This window comes from Streptomyces sp. NPDC036984 (genome assembly GCF_055607665.1).
This window is the reverse complement of the sequence record NZ_JBVJRL010000032.1, coordinates 77,106-93,256: the sequence shown is the minus strand read 5'-3', so window position 1 is coordinate 93,256 and position 16,151 is coordinate 77,106. Positions and strand designations below refer to the sequence as shown.

General features: G+C 68.4%; 13 protein-coding genes and 5 pseudogenes. 6 read left to right on the top strand and 12 right to left on the bottom strand.

Going from position 1 to position 16,151, the window contains the following annotated elements:
- The 3 genes and pseudogenes from ACZ7DL_RS36290 to ACZ7DL_RS36280 form a co-directional block, all read right to left on the bottom strand.
- On the bottom strand, positions 1–908 hold a 908-nt coding region (locus ACZ7DL_RS36290), incomplete at its 3' end, for a caspase family protein (RefSeq protein ID WP_470780932.1).
- Positions 905–1,330, bottom strand: coding sequence for an effector-associated constant component EACC1 (locus ACZ7DL_RS36285; RefSeq protein WP_470780930.1), 426 nt, complete (start codon positions 1,328–1,330; stop codon positions 905–907). The genes ACZ7DL_RS36290 and ACZ7DL_RS36285, both read right to left, overlap by 4 nt.
- Before the next feature lie 295 nt (positions 1,331–1,625).
- A pseudogene (locus tag ACZ7DL_RS36280) lies at positions 1,626–2,007 on the bottom strand (IS701 family transposase); the annotation flags it as partial.
- A gap of 349 nt (positions 2,008–2,356) precedes the next feature.
- Between ACZ7DL_RS36280 and ACZ7DL_RS36275 the strand changes: the two are divergent.
- Together ACZ7DL_RS36275 and ACZ7DL_RS36270 are read left to right on the top strand one after the other, a co-directional pair.
- Positions 2,357–2,542 carry a hypothetical protein gene (locus tag ACZ7DL_RS36275; RefSeq protein WP_470780928.1) on the top strand — a complete coding sequence of 62 codons (186 nt, stop codon included), beginning with the start codon at positions 2,357–2,359 and terminating at the stop codon, positions 2,540–2,542.
- Between the two features lie 305 nt (positions 2,543–2,847).
- On the top strand, positions 2,848–3,390 hold the full coding sequence (locus ACZ7DL_RS36270) for a GNAT family N-acetyltransferase (RefSeq protein WP_470780926.1): 543 nt from the start codon (positions 2,848–2,850) through the stop codon (positions 3,388–3,390).
- Here the strand turns inward: ACZ7DL_RS36270 and ACZ7DL_RS36265 are convergent.
- The 4 genes and pseudogenes from ACZ7DL_RS36265 to ACZ7DL_RS36250 all read right to left on the bottom strand — a co-directional run.
- Positions 3,374–3,556: pseudogene (locus ACZ7DL_RS36265) on the bottom strand (IS5 family transposase); the annotation flags it as partial. The gene ACZ7DL_RS36270 and the pseudogene ACZ7DL_RS36265 overlap by 17 nt on opposite strands.
- Before the next feature lie 162 nt (positions 3,557–3,718).
- Positions 3,719–6,133 (bottom strand): glycoside hydrolase family 65 protein, encoded by a 2,415-nt coding sequence (locus ACZ7DL_RS36260; protein WP_470780924.1) that lies wholly within the window; start codon positions 6,131–6,133, stop codon positions 3,719–3,721.
- The gene (locus tag ACZ7DL_RS36255; protein ID WP_470780923.1) at positions 6,130–6,873 is read right to left on the bottom strand and encodes a beta-phosphoglucomutase family hydrolase; all 744 of its coding nucleotides are present in this window, start codon (positions 6,871–6,873) and stop codon (positions 6,130–6,132) included. Before ACZ7DL_RS36255 ends, ACZ7DL_RS36260 begins: the two co-directional genes overlap by 4 nt.
- A gap of 796 nt (positions 6,874–7,669) precedes the next feature.
- Complete coding sequence (locus ACZ7DL_RS36250) at positions 7,670–9,211, bottom strand: SpoIIE family protein phosphatase (RefSeq protein ID WP_470780946.1); 1,542 nt, start codon at positions 9,209–9,211, stop codon at positions 7,670–7,672.
- Here ACZ7DL_RS36250 and ACZ7DL_RS36245 point away from each other — a divergent pair.
- Positions 9,128–9,757 carry a hypothetical protein gene (locus ACZ7DL_RS36245; protein ID WP_470780948.1) on the top strand — a complete coding sequence of 210 codons (630 nt, stop codon included), beginning with the start codon at positions 9,128–9,130 and terminating at the stop codon, positions 9,755–9,757. The genes ACZ7DL_RS36250 and ACZ7DL_RS36245 overlap by 84 nt on opposite strands.
- 575 nt (positions 9,758–10,332) lie before the next feature.
- On the opposite strand, the gene ACZ7DL_RS36240 is transcribed toward ACZ7DL_RS36245, so the two are convergent.
- The 3 genes and pseudogenes from ACZ7DL_RS36240 to ACZ7DL_RS36230 form a co-directional block, all read right to left on the bottom strand.
- Positions 10,333–10,671, bottom strand: a complete 339-nt coding sequence (locus ACZ7DL_RS36240) for a hypothetical protein (RefSeq protein WP_470780922.1) — start codon at positions 10,669–10,671, stop codon at positions 10,333–10,335.
- A gap of 21 nt (positions 10,672–10,692) precedes the next feature.
- Positions 10,693–11,033 (bottom strand): annotated as a pseudogene (locus ACZ7DL_RS36235) (Ig-like domain-containing protein); the annotation flags it as partial.
- Positions 11,034–11,168: 135 nt separating this feature from the next.
- Positions 11,169–11,914 (bottom strand): annotated as a pseudogene (locus tag ACZ7DL_RS36230) (IS5 family transposase); the annotation flags it as partial.
- A gap of 161 nt (positions 11,915–12,075) precedes the next feature.
- Here ACZ7DL_RS36230 and ACZ7DL_RS36225 point away from each other — a divergent pair.
- Positions 12,076–12,837, top strand: coding sequence for a maleylpyruvate isomerase family mycothiol-dependent enzyme (locus ACZ7DL_RS36225; RefSeq protein ID WP_470780920.1), 762 nt, complete (start codon positions 12,076–12,078; stop codon positions 12,835–12,837).
- A gap of 5 nt (positions 12,838–12,842) precedes the next feature.
- Here the strand turns inward: ACZ7DL_RS36225 and ACZ7DL_RS36220 are convergent, their stop codons facing one another.
- Both ACZ7DL_RS36220 and ACZ7DL_RS36215 read right to left on the bottom strand, forming a co-directional pair.
- Positions 12,843–12,983, bottom strand: a complete 141-nt coding sequence (locus ACZ7DL_RS36220; protein WP_470780918.1) for a hypothetical protein — start codon at positions 12,981–12,983, stop codon at positions 12,843–12,845.
- A 478-nt stretch (positions 12,984–13,461) separates the two neighbouring features.
- A complete protein-coding gene (locus tag ACZ7DL_RS36215) occupies positions 13,462–14,196 on the bottom strand; it encodes a transposase (RefSeq protein ID WP_470780915.1) in 735 nt (244 codons plus the stop codon).
- Between the two features lie 619 nt (positions 14,197–14,815).
- On the opposite strand from ACZ7DL_RS36215, the gene ACZ7DL_RS36210 reads away from it, so the two are divergent.
- A complete protein-coding gene (locus ACZ7DL_RS36210) occupies positions 14,816–15,193 on the top strand; it encodes a hypothetical protein (protein ID WP_470780913.1) in 378 nt (125 codons plus the stop codon).
- A gap of 283 nt (positions 15,194–15,476) precedes the next feature.
- Positions 15,477–16,080 (top strand): annotated as a pseudogene (locus tag ACZ7DL_RS36205) (IS701 family transposase); the annotation flags it as partial.
- Positions 16,081–16,151: the final 71 nt, after the last annotated feature.

Here is a 16,151-nt window from a genome sequence, read left to right as displayed (position 1 = left end):
GAGCCGCTCGACGACGGTCCGCTGGAGCCCGATGTGTCGTGGTCCGACCCGTCTTTGACCAGCCATTCCAGGGCCGCGGCACCGAGGGCCAGACCGGCGGCGGAGCCCGCGACCAGGAACCCGCGCCGGTTCAACCGGGTCGGCAGCGCACCCTCGGCGTGGGGCGTGTCGCCGGGGTGCGCTGCGGTAGGCGGGCCCTTCACCAGGGTCAGGCCTCCCGCCGTGTTCATCACCCGCCGCTGGGGCAGTGGTAATGACCGGGCGAGGAGGTGGTGGTGCACCTGGTCGAACAACGCGTCGAGGGTGGGCGGATCCGGGCGGCGCAGCGCTGCGAGCAGCGCCTCGGTGAAGGCGGTGTGGGTCGCGCCCGGCAAAGCCCGCGAGGGCTTGGTCGCCGATGACGAGGCGAGGACGTACGTGCCGGCGATGTCGATCTGCCCACTGATCAGCCCTTGCTCGTCCCCCATCGGTCCGGTCGCCCGGCCCGAGAAGCAGCAGTCCAGTACGAGCACCCTGACCGCCGCGCGACTGTCGACCATCGCCTCCCGCAGGACGTCGTAAGGGAGTGCGGTCACGCTCGTCCGTGCCGGGTCGGTGTGGACCACGGCCAGATGGAGCCTGCCCTGCCCGTCGACGACTCCGTGACCCGCGTAGTAGACGAGCAGTACGTCCGTGGCCTCGCCGGCGGCCTCGGTGACGGGGACGCCGAAATCGGTCGGGACCTGGGGCTCGTCGACCACGACACAGTGCTCGTCCCGCAAAGTCCCGTTGGCCGGATCCGTGAGGACTGCCCTGAGATCGGCGAGGTTCGCCCGCACCGCCGGGAGCCCGGGCAGTTTGGGATGCTCGTACCGGCTCACGCCGATCAGGACGGCTCGCGAACCAGCCGGATCCGGGAACCGGGTCACTCCGGCGTCCCCTCCCCGTCCCTGCCTGCCTGCCCGTCCGCCAGCAACCGCTCGACGACCTCGACCAGTGCGGGGACGTCGACGCGCTTGCCGTCCACCTCGACGGTGCGTCCGTTCTCGTTGGTGACGGTGATCCGCAGGTCCGCACGGCGATGCTGGAACCATGTGGCCAGAGCGCCGATCAGCGCGCCGACCGCGGCCGCGCCCACGCCGCCGGGACCCAGGGCCACCACCAGGGCGTCCAGCCCTCCGCCCATCTCGCCCGGCGTGATCGGGGCGTGTTCGACGCGCACGCGTCCGCGCAGCGCGTCCTCGTGCCGCAACCAGTCGAAGAGGGATCTCAGCTCGTCGAGCCCATGGTCGGTCTCGCCGGACACGGACTCGGTACAGATGCGCAGCTCTTGAGACGTCGCCGATGTCACCCGCTCATCATCCCGCGCAAGAGCCGTAATCGGGCCGAATCTCAGCACTTCGCCTTCTGTATCTGCGCATCAGATCCATGGTCCCCGCGGAACAAGCATGATCTCGGGTTCCGGCTAATACTCCAGCCGGACTTCTGTATTTCTCCTGGTCAACGGCTTGGCGGTGGGGAGTGTAGCGGGGGTTGAGCATGCGTGGGACGGTCTTGAACAGGCCGTCCCACCAACGGGTGCCCGCGCCGCATGTAATGACAGCGTCGGGCACGTGCCTGGTGACGGCGGCGCCATCGTGACCACTTCAGCACGTGGTCGCGGCCTGCAGGACGGTGGCGGGGTTGAGCTGCCAGCAGACGACGGATTTCGGCTGGTGTGAGGTCCACGAGGTCGGGCGTGTCGGCCTGGTCACCCCTTTTTCGCGTTCCTGCACGGCCATCACCGCGAGGAAGGCGTGAGCGAGCATCGCGAGAGTGATATGCCGATACCAGCCCACGTAGCGGCGGACTTCGTACTGGTCCAGGCCGCACTCGTTCTTCGCGCTCTGGAAGCACTCCTCGATCTTCCAGCGGCAGCCGGCAACACGGACCAGATCGGCAACAGTGGCTTCCAGCGGGGTGCAGGCGAGGTACTAGAACGATCTCTTCGGGCTTGCTGATGCTGCGGCGAGCCAGCATCCACCGCTGCCCCGGTCGACAGACATCCCACGCGCGTAAGTTGCCGTGGCGCGTCTCGTAGCGGCGCCAATGGCACCAGGCCGCACTCTTCCCCAGCCGCATCTGTTCGGCGGCGGTGGCCAATGTGTCCCAGAAGCTGAGCGGAAGCGGTTGGAGGTCACCGCGCTCCTTCAGCAGGCCGAAGGCCACTTCCCACTCGTCTTGGGTGAGGTACTCCCAGACGTCGTTCACCGTGATGTCGCTCTCGGTGGCGATCTCCTCAGGAACCAGCAGGGAAGCGGCTTCCAGCAGCTTGGGGGACGTCCATGCCCTGAATTCTGGACCAGGGTCTCCTGCTCGTGGCAGGAGGTGCCGAGCGATGACGATTGAGAAGGGCGCGATGCTCGCGACGTTCGGAGCGGTGTGGGCAGTGCTCGCGGTCGGCCGCAAGCGTTTTCGGGGCGACGTTCGGATCGGCGAGCGCTGCCGCTCAAGCGCGGAGCTGCTGACGCGCTCTCAGCACGGTGACAGGTGGCGGCAGGCTGTCCCGAAAGTGGCGCGTTGATTGGTATGCCGTATTCGGTGAAAGTGAGGAAAAGAGAGCTGGCGGCGCGGTGAGAATGCAGGTCAGTGAGTGCGCTCCCCGCGCTTGCGGGGATGGTCCCGACCAAGGACTCATCGCCTGGTCGTTCGATCCCTGGTCCCCGCGCGTGCGGGATGGGCCCCCTGGAGGCCGCGCCCTCGGCGCCATATCGGTGCTCCTGGCAGGTGCGGGGATGGTCGTCTAACGAGCTCGTGCACGATAGGGCGTGTACCGAGAGTGCCTGGTGAGGATGGCGGAGAGCCCATTTTGTGATCCAGAATGATTGGATGGTCACGCTTGAGACTCCCCGTTTGCTCCTGCGTCGCTGGCGCGAGGAAGACGTTGCGCCCATGGCTGCCATCAATGCCGACCCCGAGGTCATGCGGTGGATCCGTGACGGCAGCGTGCGTGACGAACATCAGACTCGCGGCGGGATCCAGGCGTGGGAGAGCGAGTGGGAGTCACAGGGCTTCGGCCTGTTCGCCGTGGAGATCCGGTCCACTGGCGAGCTGGCCGGGTTCACCGGCCTTTCGGTGCCCGACTTCTTGCCGGAGGTACTGCCGGCAGTTGAAGTCGGCTGGCGGCTGGGACGTTCCCACTGGGGGCAGGGCTTGGCCACCGAGGCCGCTGCGGCCGCCGTACGGTTCGGGTTCGAGGAGCGAGGGCTGGAGCGGATCGTCAGCATCACTCAAGTGGGCAACGACGCCTCCGAACGGATCATGACCAAACTGGGGATGCGTCCGGTGCGTGAGACCGTCAATCCCATCGGCGGTCGGCGCGTTCGGGTCTTCGAGTTGTCGTCGGACCAGTACGTCACCACCACTCGCTGATGGCGGCAACGAGGACGGTAGCCTCGTAGCGGACCGCGAGTTTGTCGTACCTGGCGGCCACGGCTCGATGTCTCTTGAGGTGATTGGTGCCGCACTCGACCGCGTGCCGGGCCTGGTAGTCCTCTGGGTCGAACTTGGGTGGCCGGACACCGCTGGACCCGCGCTTCCTGCTGGCGGGCACTTGCCCGCCATCTCGGACGCCGCAAGCACATGAGTCACACCGTCCAAGCCGTCGCCGGACTGCTGTCCCACCAGCAGACCGCGGACCTGACGTCGGCACGGCAGATGTGAACACTGAGCCCCGCCGCCGTCCTCGACGTCTTACTGCCTACCGTGCACGAGCTCGTTCGTCCTGTGTCTCGGCTTGGTACTCCTCCCCGGCGGGCAGGCCCGCCGGACGGCGGCCCGGCGGCTGCTGCGGCTCGGGGCGCGCGGGTGCGGAAGGCGTCGGCCGGTCCACCGGAGCGTCGATGGTCAGGGTCACCGGTTCCCCGTGATGCAGCACGACCAGCGGTTCGCCTTCCATCAGCCGGTAGCGCGTATGCGACGGGCCGATGTCCACCTTCAGCCGGCGTCCGCGCACCAGTACCGTGAACGCCACTGTGGACAGCGCTTCCGGCAAGCGCGGTGTGAACGCCAGCAGGGCCGGCTTTCCGTCCTCGCCGATGTACCGGCGCATGCCGCCGAAACCCGCGACCAGGGCGATCCACGTCCCGGCGAGGGAGGCGATGTGCAGCCCGTCACGGGTGTTGTGCTCCAGATCGTCCAGGTCCATCAGCGCCGCCTCGCCGAGGTAGGCGTAGGCCAGCCGCAGGTGCCCGGTCTCGGCGGCGAGCACCGCCTGACAGCACGCCGACAAGGAGGAGTCGCGGACGGTGAGCGCCTCGTAGTAGGCGAAATTGCGCGCCTTCTGATCATCGGAGAAGAAGTGCGGGCACTCCATCATCGCCAGCACCAGATCGGCCTGCTTCACCACCTGCTTGCGATACAGGTCGAAGTAGGGGTAGTGCAGCAGCAGTGGATAGTTCTCGGGCGGGGTCGCCTCGAAGTCCCAGCGCTGGAGACTCGTGAACCCGGACGACTGTTCGTGCACGCCGAGAGACTCGTTGAACGGGATCGCCATGCGAGCCGCGGCGTCCCGCCACGCGGCGGTCTCCTCTTCGTCGACGCCGAGTTCGGCGGCCCGGTCCTGATGACGCGTGGCCACCTCCGCCGCGGCCAGCAGGTTCTGGCGGGCCAGCAGGTTGGTGTACAGGTTGTCGCGGGCGATGGCGCTGTACTCGTCGGGTCCGGTGACCCCGTCGATGTGGAAGACGCCTTCCGCGTCGTGGTGTCCGAGGGAGCGCCACAACCGAGCGGTGTCCACAAGGAGGTCGAACCCCTCACGGCGCTCGAAGTCCTCGTCCCCGGTCACCATGACGTACCGGAAGACGGCCATGGCGATGTCGGCGTTGATGTGGAAGGCGGCCGTCCCGGCCGGCCAGTAGGCGGAACTCTCGGCACCGTCGATCGTCCGCCAGGGGAACACTGCTCCCGACAGGCCCAGCTGGCTCGCGCGTTCCCGGGCCGACGGCAGCATCCGGTGCCGCCATCTCAGTGCCGACGCGACGGCCTCCGGTGAGGTGAACGTCAGGACCGGCAGCACGTAGGACTCGGTGTCCCAGAAGGAGTGCCCGTCGTACCCGGTTCCGGTCAGGCCTTTCGCGGGGATGGCCTGGTTCTCACCGCGAGCCGCGGCCTGGAGCACGTGGAAGAGAGCGAACCGGACCGCCTGCTGGATCTGCGCGTCGCCCTCGACCTCGACGTCCGCGCAGGTCCAGAAGCGGTCCAGGTACGCTCGTTGCGCGGCGACCAGCCCGTCCCAGCCCGTGCTGACCGCGGCGGCCACCGCCCCGTCCACCTGGTCGTGCACAGCTGGCAGCGAACGCTGCCCCGACCAGCCGTACGCCACGAACTTGACCAGCCGCAGCGGCTGCCCGGGCACCAGGTCCGCGGTGACCGTCAGACGGCTGACGTCGGGTTCGCTCTGCGCCGTCCAGCGAGTGCTCTCGGGCCCCTCGACGAGATGGTCGGCCGCTGCTGCCACCCGCAGTGCGCTGTGGGTGGTGCGGTGCACGAGCCGCAGGCGGGTGTCCTGCGCGAAGGACTCCTCGGCGACCAGGGGGGACTCGATCGCCGCAGCCACGCGCGGGTCGCCCCCCAGGCGGGGCAGTTGTTCGTTGGCGACCAGCTCGGACTGCACGGCCACCGTGGTCGGTCCGTCGATCGGCTCGACCTTGTACACGATCGCGGCCACCGCGCGTTGGGGGAAGGAAACGAGCCGCTGTGAGGTGATCAGGACGGTGCGGCCGCCGGGCGACGTCCATCGCGCCGTGCGGCTGAGAACGCCGGACTGGAAGTCCAGAACGCGTTCGTGCGCCTGCAGCTGACCGTAGCGCAGATCGCACGGGTGGTCGTCGACCAGCAGCCGGATGATCTTGCCGTCGGTAACGTTGATCATCGTCTGGCCGGACTCGGGATATCCGTAGCCGGCTTCCGCATAGGGCAGCGGATGCCGCTCGTAGACGCCGTTGAGGTAGGCGCCGGGCAGCCCGTGGGGCTCTCCCTCGTCGAGGTTGCCGCGCCACCCGATGTGTCCGTTGGACAGCGCGAACACCGATTCGCTCTGGGCGAGCACGTCCAGGTTCAGCTCGGTCTCGCGCAGGCACCACGGCTCGACCGTGTAGCTGGGATGGGTGATCACCGTGACTCCAGGAGTTCGGCCAGGTCACGGACCACGAGGTCCGCCCCGTGCGCCCGCAGCTGATCCGCCTGGCCCACCCTGTCGACGCCCACGACGACGCCGAACCGTCCCGCTCGCCCGGCCTCGACCCCGGCCAGGGCGTCTTCGAACACCGCGGCCTCGTCCGGATCCGTTCCGAGCCCGCGGGCCGCCTCCAGGTAGGTGTCGGGGGCGGGCTTGCCGCGCAGACGGCGCTCGCGAGCCACCACTCCGTCGATCCGTTCCTCGAACAGGTCCTCGATGCCGGCCGCTGCCAGGACGTCGCGGCAGTTCGCGCTGGACGACACCACCGCGCAGCGCAGGCCGGCCTCCCGCGCGGCGTGGACGAAGCGGACCGAGCCCTCGTAAGGTTCCACCCCGTCCTCGCGGATCCGCCGCAGCACCAGGGCGTTCTTGCGGTTGCCCAGGCCGTTCACCGTCTCCGCCTCCGGCGGGTCGTCCGCCGTTCCCTCGGGCAGGTGCACCCCGCGTGCGGCGAGAAACGTGCGCACGCCGTCCTCACGGGGCCGACCGTCCACATACTCGTCGTAGTCGTCCACCGCGTCGAAGGGCACGAACTCGCTCCCCTCACGTATGGCGCGCTCGCGGAGATAGCCGTCGAACATCTCCTTCCAGGCGGCCGCGTGCACCTTGGCAGTCTTGGTGAGGACACCGTCGAGGTCGAACAGACAGGCAAGGACGTGCGCAGGAAGCCCCAGCATGTCGCCGAGGTTATGAGGCGTCCGCGGCCGCTCGCGTCAAGCCACCGTCCGGCACGCCGGACGGCACCCGCTCGGCCGAGGGCCGAGCGGGTGCCGGGGCGGGCAGACGCCGAGCCGGACACATCGCACAGCAGCACCAGTTCGGGCCAGGACGAAAGACGCGGCCAGGGCACGTCCGGGTATCGCCCCGGCGGGTACGGGGAGCATCAACGCCTCACTCTTGTCAGTGAGCGTCCCGCTCCAGATGCGCCACAGGGGCAGAGCGGCCCTGTCCAGTGGTGTTGCCGACCAGGCACTCTGGGGTGATCAGGCTGGTTCAGCCGTCGGACTCCGGCGACCGCGTGGAGGCGATCGGCACGTCGTTCGGGGACAGATCTACTCTCGCCGGGGTACGGCTTGGCCCAGTTGTGCGTCTGATACCACGTGAGGTGGTTCATCCGCGCGGGGTTCGCGTAGTCGGGCACGGCCTGGGGCCCGGTCAGCCGCTGCTCGGACTTCCAGTCCTCCCACTTCTCGGCGAGCTGCCGCATGGCCGACGGCACCTTCGACGCCGGCACGGCCGCCGCCTCCCCGGTCGAGGATGCCCGCGAAGGCGACGTCGTCGTCCGCAAGGCGCCGTCGAGGCCGAGAAAACCTCATTGATCATCTTTCTCCGACGCGGTCATCCACCGCGCCGGAGCAAGGGCGGCCGCCGCTTCCCCGTTCGTCAGTCCCGCAGGTGCCGCTCGAAGACGCGCTCGCGGTGATCTCGGTGCGCTCAGTACTGGGCTCCGAGGCGACACTCTGCGACCGTCTGTCATGTCGTCGTCGAGCTGGAACCGTGTTCGGTGAGCAGCAGGGCGATGTCGTCGGCCCGGTAGGAGGAGTCGCGGGCGTGGCGCAGAAGCCGGTCGGCGAGTTCGTCGAGTGAATCCGCACGAGCGTGGGCCAGAGATACCCGCAGGCGGTCGATGCCCAGCCCGATGTCGCTTCCCGGTGTCTCCACCAGGCCATCGGTGTAGAGGGCGAGGACGGAGCCCGGCGGGAGATCGATACGGGTCGGGGTGTAGACGCTCGCGGAGTCCACTCCGAGGACTGTTCCTACGTCGAGCTCGAGGGCGCTTGTCGTGCCGTCGGGGAGGCGGAGGAGGGGGGTGGGGTGGCCGGCAGTGACTGCGTGGGCGTGATCGCCGTGGGGTGCGAGGTGGATGTAGCAGCAGGTGGCCAGCAGGTCGCTGTCGAGGTCGATCAGGGTGCGATTGACCCCCGACATCACGTCGCCGGGTGCGTGGCCTGCGGCCACGAAAGCGCGTACTGCACTGCGCAGCTGGGCCATGGTGGCTGCTGCGGCGATGCTGTGTCCCTCTACATCGCCGATGACGAGGCAGACCCCGCTGTCGGTGGTGATCACGTCGTACCAGTCGCCGCCGATGTCCATTCCGCTGGTGGCGGGCAGGTACCGTGCCACGGTCCGGATGCCTGGGGTCTTGGGTAGGTGGTGCGGCAGGAACGCGTGCTGCAACCCGTGCGCGACGGCGAACTCCGAGTCGTACAGCCGTGCTCGTTCCAGAGCCTGAGCGATGAGTCCGGCGAGTGCGGTCAGGACGCTGCGGTCCTTTTCCGTGAAGTGATGAGGCGTGTCGAAGCCGAGGACGCAGGTGCCGACCGGGTGGCCGGAGGCGATCAGGGGCAGATACGCCCAGGAGCTCACCGGTCCCGTGGGGATCCCCGGGTAGCCCCGGGCGAGGTCCTTCTGGGACTCGATGAAGAGGGGGGCACCGGAGGTGAGGGTTTCCGTTCCAGGCATGTGGGCGTGCAGGGGAACGCCCTGGAGCCAGTCGAGGAAAGTCTCGTGGTGGCCGGTGTGGTGGAGAAGGTGCATTGCTTTGTTACGGACCACATATATCGCCATCTGCTGGCCTCCGAAGGCCGGCAGGAGCTGGTCAGAGACGACTTCGCAGACTTGGCGGGTGGTGACTGCCTCGGTCAGCGCGCTGCTGAGCTGCAGGACGTGGTACATCGCCCCCAGGCGCGCTGGTGCGGCGGCCGGCGCCACCACCGGTGGATGCGCGGGAACTGTTTCAGCCGATGAGGGACGGCTGGTGGCGATCACCCGGCCGGTCACGCCGTCGGGCTGCGGGTGGAAGGAGAAGGCGAGCCACTGGTCGGGGGGCCGGCTCACCAGGAACGAGGACGGCGCCTGCGAGATCATCGCGGAGCGGTGCCGGTACTCGACGCCGGGATCGGAGAGCCAGGGCAGCACATCCCACAGGCAGTGGCCGAGTATGTCGTCAGCGGAAAGGTCCAACAAGCGCAGGGCACGGCGGTTGGCATAGGTGACACGACCGTCGGGGGCCAGGGAGAACAGCCCGTCCGGCAGCCGTTCGACCGCTGCGACGGCTGCACCGCCCACCCGGGCATCCACGACCGCGCCGACCAGATGCGTAACCGCACGCGCGTCGTCGGCTGCCGGCGTCCGGCCCCACAACTCGACCGTGCGGTGTCGTGCGCCGCCGTCGCCGACATCCCGTACGCGCAGGCGCCGCCCGGCGATCCGGCCTTCGCTCCCCTCGCGCACGCAGGCTCGAAAGGCAGCACGATCACCGGGGTGCAGACATGCCGCAAGTGTTTCGGGACGGCCGTCGAAAGCGCCGCGATCGAGACCGAAAATCGCACAGAACGCGTCGTCCACGTTGAGGATGCCGGAGCTGAGGTTCCAGTCGAACAAGCCGACCTGCACGGCTGCTGCCGAGTGAGCGGGGGTCTCGACAGCAGCCATCCCCGGCTCGTATTCGACCTGCTCACCGGTACGGGCACGGAGTTCGGCCAGAGAATCACCGAGCCGACCGGCGACATTACGCAGGTGGCGACGCTGGGCCTTGGGCAGCCCCTCGCTGCCGGGTGAAGCCGGCCACACGATCGCCAAGGATCCGAAAAGCTCACCCTTTGTGCCCACAGGCACCGAACAGGAGCCGAAGGCATACGGCAGAGCCACCGCGAGCTGCGGATAGCGCCGCATCGCCTCCTCGGCGTTCGCCAGGTGCACCGTGCGCCCGGACATGTACGCCACCGCAACCGGAATCGGGCTGCTCGCTGCGATGAGCCGCCAGCCACCCAGCAGCGAGGGCGGCACGCCGCAGGTCGCGGCGAGGATGATCGACCGGCGGTCGCGAGAGCGCAGAAAGATGCTCCCTGCATACGCGCTCGTGCCCTGTACGGCCTCCACGACGGCAGCCGCGAGCAAGTCCTCACGCTCAGCCGTCCCGCTGGCGGTAAACCCGCGCATACATCCAGTGTGCGCAGGTCAGCGCATCCCCGCCCGTCGCCCGGCGGCCAACAAGGACTGGGCCGGCTCGCTGCATGCGGCGCTCGCCCGCCGAAGCAGTGTCTTGGATGCCGACGGGCAGAGTGCGCCGGCGGTCATCGAGGTGAGTGCGGCCCGCTTCTTCGGGGAAGTCGCTGATCAGTGTGCGGTAGGTGTCATCGCTTTCTTTCGACCAGGAGGTTGTCGGGTCCCACGAAGAGGTTCTGCGCGGTGTCGTAGCCGAGAGCGGCTTGGAACGGGAACAGCGAGTCGTCAGTGACGGAGAGGACTTCGCCGGTGACGACAGCGCCGATATCGGGTCCGCGGTCTACGACGATCCTGACGCGGTCGAGTCGGGCTGCTTCGACCATGAACGGTGAGTGGGTGGTGTGGATGACCTGGGCGACTGGAGCGAGGCGCTCGTTGATGAAGCGCAGGAAGTCGGCCTGGGCGCGGCCATGCCACCGAAAAGCGCTGGCCTGCTGGTCACACAGCCGCCGCAGCACCCTGCGCATGGACACCCTCGTCGCCTTGTGCTACATCACGACGACCCGCTGGCCGCTACTGGAGCTGACCTGGATCCTCGACTCCACGGCGGCCTTGTTGCCGATCGCGGTGTCGAAGTCAACCGTCACCGGCATGCCCACGCCGACGGTCGAGCCGTCCTCGGGGGAGAGATGCCCGACGAAGTCATCGGCCGGGGAGGCCGTGGTGATCGTCGCGTTTCGGTGGCGGAGCGGCCCTGGGCATCCTCGGCCTCTGCGGCGACCTGATACTTGGTGGCCCGCTCCAGCCGGCCGTCCGACTTCCAGGACGTGCCGTCCGCGGACAGGGTGCCCGGAATCTCGGCACCGGTCGCAACGGCGGTCATGGTCACCTTCGTGAGTTTGCCGTTGCTGACGGTGACCTCAACGGGGTCGTTGATCGCGGCATTGTGGGCGCCTTGCTGGGGCGTGATCTTTATTCGGGCGCCGGAAGCGTCTTGGGCGACCTTCTGATCCACCGGAGACTGCTTCAGGAACGCCTCGTGGATGTCGTCGCGGATCTCCCAGCGGATCCGCAGCCGTCGGAGGCCGTGGATCCACGCGTTCGTCCGCTCGACTACCCAGCGGACCGAGCCCAGGCCGGAGCCGTGCGGAACTCCGCGTCGGGCGATGACCGGCTTGATGCCGCGCTTCCACAGGAGCCGACGGTACTTGTCGAAGTCGTAGCGCCGGTCGGCGAACAACTGCCGCGGCCGGTGACGGGGGCGACCGGTCACTCCGCGGATCCGCGGGGTCGCGTCGAGCAGGGGCAGCAGCTGGGTGATGTCGTGGCGGTTGCCACTGGTCAGGGTGATGGCGAGCGGGGTGCCGCCTGCGTCGGTGATGACGTGGTGCTTCGAGCCGGGCCGGGCACGGTCGACCGGGCTCGGCCCGGTTCTGGGCCGCCCCGACGGGCCTGGTGGTGGGAGCCGTCGATCACCGCCCGGGACCAGTCCAGCTTCCCGGCACGGTGCAACTCGGTCAGCAGCACCTGGTGCAGCCGATCCCACACCGCGGCCTCCTGCCAGTCCCGCAGTCGGCGCCAGCACGTCATCCCGGACCCGAAGCCGAGCTCCTGCGGCAGCCACTCCCACTGGATCCCGGTGTGCAGCACGAACAGGATGCCCTGCAGGCAACCACGGTCGTCCAGTGGCAGCCGGCCGGGATGGCGCGGACGCCGCTGCCTGACCGGCAGTAACGCCTCGATCCGCCTCCACAGGTCATCCGGCACCATCCACGGAGGACCGTTACCCTTCCCCACGACTCGTTGAACGAGCCAGCCAGGAAGGGGATATGGCTACGACCAGGCTTTCTATATAGGTGCTCTGGACTCCCGCAGCTGACGGCCTGGAAAATAGGGTGCGGTCGGCTGAGCTGGGGTGATAGGTAAGCGATGTGACAGAGAGTCTTGAGTTTTCCGCCCTGCTGCAACTGATCGACGAGCGGTCGGCCGCGTTCCGGAGTGCGGTTGCCGCCGCGCCCAGCCTTGACGCGCCGGTGCCGTCCTGCCCCGAGTGGACGTTGTTCGATCTGGTGCAGCACCTGGGTACGGGCCAGCGCTGGTGGGCCGCGATCGTCGCCGCGGGCCCGGCCGAGGCTCCCCCGGCCAAGGATGCCGCGGAGGTGCCGCGCGAACTCGAGGCGCTGCTGGCCTGGTACGCCGAGTCGAACGAACTGCTGCTGAGTGCGCTGCGCGAGGCTGGCCCGGAGCGCGAGTGCTGGGCGTGGTGGGGCGCCGGCGTGTCGCCGGCGAATGCCTGGGGCGTTGCCCGGCGCCGGGTGCACGAGGTGCTGGTGCACACCTACGACGCCCAGCTCGCCGCAGGCGCCGTGCAGCCGATGCCGGCGGACGTCGCGATCGACGGCGTGGCCGAGTTTCTCGACACCTGCAACTCCACCCCGGCAGCCTGGCCGCACCAGGCCGCCACCATCCACTACCACGCCACCGAGGGCCGCTCCTGGCTCCTCGCGTTGGACGGCACCGGCGCCTGGCCCGCACCCCTCACGGACGACGCCGCACCCGCCTCCGCTTCGGCCACGGGCACGGCCGAGCAGCTGCTCCTCTTCGTCTGGGGCCGCCTCACGCTGAGCGACCTGAAGATCGAGGGCGACCAGCAGGTGTTCGAGCAGCTGATCGCCTGGGAGCCCGAGGAGTAGTCCAGTCAATACCGCCAGCGGACGGCCTCGATGACGTCCGCGTCGGTGAACATCGCGCACAGCTCCGCCTCCGCGCGGCGGACGGCCGGTACGGCCTCGTACAGCTCGGGCCCGAGCGCCTCCCGCAGCACTGCCGACTCGGCCAAGAAGGGGATATGGCTACAACCAGGCTTTCTGTCAGGTGCTCTTATAGAGCGTCCGCGAAGCCGGATCCGCAGGCCGACAGGCCGGCCGTAGGTCCCGGATCCGGTCCTTGAGCACGGTCAGTCCGCGGTCCCAGCCGATCCGGTCAGCGATCACCGTCGCGGGCACCTTTTGGCCACTGCTCAAGCAGTTCACGACTCCGTGGCTCCACCACATCCACGATCGAGCCCTTCGGCGCCCGTTGGTGCTTCGGCGGCGCGTCGTCCGCGATCACCCTGCGGACGGTGTTCCACTTCCTCGCGATCACCCGCACCGGCATCTACGCGGCCCGGTGAAGCCGGCGGATCTCCGCCCAATCCTCCACGCTGATCACCCCTCCACCCGGTCTGGCTCAACGAGCCAGACCCCCTGGAGGGGATCAACTTCCCAAGCGCCGCCCCTGGTCCACTTCTCCAACCATCACCGACGCTCCGAGCTCGCCTAGCGAGCTCGTGCATGGTTGGCGCCGGCACGTCGAGGAGTGTGAACTGGCCCGGTGTTCCCCTCGTACCGGTCGGGGGCGTTCTTTTTGAACTTGCGGTGTGGCGGGGTCACCACGCGTCCGCCGGTCTGGGCACCAAGGCCCTGATAGCCGGCATCCGCGAGGAACTCCACCGCAGGGCCGTCGGACACAGCTCTGACTAGTCCTAACGTGCGGGCATGCGTGATGTCCGCAGAGCTCGCGGGTTCAGCCGGGCTGCAATATAGAAGGCGGCCGTCCGCGTCCGTGAAGACCATGGCCTTGACGGCGTTCTGCTTGTTCTTCCCCGAGATGAACTTGTCCCGGTCCTTGCGTCCGGCGGCCGGGCGGCGGACGCGGATCTCGGTGCCGTCGATGATCCCGGTCTTCTCGTTCTCGCCGAGTTGGTCAATCACCTGGGTGATCATGCGGCGCCGAAGGCCGGGAGCGATGGTGCGGCCCCGCTGGGCCAGCAGCAGCCGTATTTCACTGATCGCACGCGTGATGGTGGAGCGGTCCACGCCGAACCAGCAGGCGAGTACGTCGTGGGTGGCTCCATGGCGGAGGTGAATCAACGTGGCCAAGAGCCGGTCGACGAAGACGAGCTTGTGTTTGGCACCGGCGCCGACAGCTCGCCGGCGGGGACGCGAGGCAAGTACCGCCTGGTGCCGCTCGTGCCACAACGGGCCGATCTCAGCTACAAGTTCGGCGATCACCTCTGAACTCAGTCCAGTGATCTGCCGACTGCGAATGACCGCTGCACGCGTCCTGTTCCCCACCACGCAGACCATGATCGAAAATCAAGGTCTCGACGTGCCGGCGCCAACCACGCACGAGCTCGTAAAGGGTGGTGCAGAAGGCTTGGTGACGGGCATTTTTCTCGTATGGGTGGGGTGTCGAGGCTGAGCCGGTGTAGGTGGAGACGTTCACCGTGTTGCAGCCTGCTGAGGGTCAACGTCCAGCGCTGCCCGCAGCACTCCCCCACCCCCACTGCTACCGATCCGGCGATAGCCGACTGGCAGCCTTCGGCCCGCTGCGCCACAGCTGGGCCGGAGTGGGGGCGCGGGGGTTTCCCTGGGGGTTTCCCGGTTCCTACTGGAGTGGGCAACAGGAGGGTTCTCGACAGCTGGTGGTGGCGCGGCTCAGTCTCGAAGTGCCGACGGCTCTGTCGGTGATCCCGGGGCGAGAGCGGTCTGCGTGGGTCGGGGTCGGCTCAGCGGCCGTGCCGCAGAGCTGTGCCCTGCCCGGGGCGGGCCTGCACCAGTAGTGGGCTGACGGGCTGTCTCCGTCGGCTTGCCTTCGGTAGATCTCAGGCGTTGTTTTCGAGGAGGACTCATGATCGTACGCAGGAAGCTCTCCGTCGTCCTGGCCACCGCCGCGCTGGCCACGGGGCTGCTCACCGCCGCTGGTCCGGCGTCGGCGAAGCCCGCCGGTCAGGCCGCTGCCGAGTGCGGGGTCCGCTCTGACGGCAAGCTGTGGTGCGGCAACCGCGTTGGTGCGAAGGGGTATGAGCACCGCTCGTACGGTTCGGCGGTGCGGGGGCCGCTGAACTCGTCGTTCAGCTGGTTCGCGTGCTGGGGTCCCGGTGACCCCCATGGCGGCGGGAACAACATCTGGTACTGGACGAAGCTTGACAACGGACAGTGGGGGAATGTGCCGGCCGTGGACGTGTACACGTCTGTCGACCCGGCGCCGGGTCTGCGTCAGTGCTGAGCTGCCCTCCGGGCGCGTGAATGGGGCTCGCCTCCTGAGTGGGGCGGGCCTCACGGCATGCTGTCCTCGTCTACGGCCGGGCTGGACAGCGGAACTCCCCCGGCCGAATTCGTGCTGACCTGGCCACGCGCACCCTGATCGACCAACGCCGTCACCGAACTCCACCACAGACGCCCACCCACCCATCCTGCCTCGCGCCCACCGCTGGTGACGTCGGCGCCGACACCGCTTAGTACTCCAGCAGCGGTTCGTGTCTTGAGCAGGCAGTTGTCGTTGTCTTGGCATGGAGGGGGTGACTGAAGTCGGTTGCTGGGCTGCGGAGTTGGAGTGGGTATTCGAGCGGGTGGCGAGTCGGTTCGGTCGGGCGGATCTGCGGTGGCGGATGCGGGATCATGTCCGCGGTCTGCTGGGCCAAGCGGCAAGGAAGAACGGCTGCCAGCTTGCGGAATGGGCAGGCCACCGCACTCCGGACGGCTTTCAGCGGCTGTTGAACAGCAGCGTCTGGGACGCGGATGCCCTGCGTGCCGATGTCCGTGCTTATGTCGGTGAGCGTCTCGGTCCGGGCGGGGTACTGATCATCGACGACACCGGGTTCATCAAGAAGGGCACCACGTCGGCCGGGGTGGGCCGGCAGAACCGGAACCTCGGGAAAGATCGACAACTGTCAGATCGGGGTGTTCGCCGCCTACGCCACCGGCTCGGGTCGGGCCCTGGTCGACCGGGACCTCTACCTGCCGAAAGCCTGGACCTCCGACCGCGACCGCTGCCGGGCGGCGAAGATCCCTGACGAGCGGGGCTTTGCCACCAAGGGCGAGCTGGCCCGGAACATCGTCCGCCGATGCCTCGCTGCGGGTCTGCCCGCCGCTTGCTCTACTCCGCAGACAGCCGCGGACGACCCTCGTGAGCACCCCGAGAACCGGTCACACCAGCCCTTTGACCTGCGACTTCAAGTTGGCGG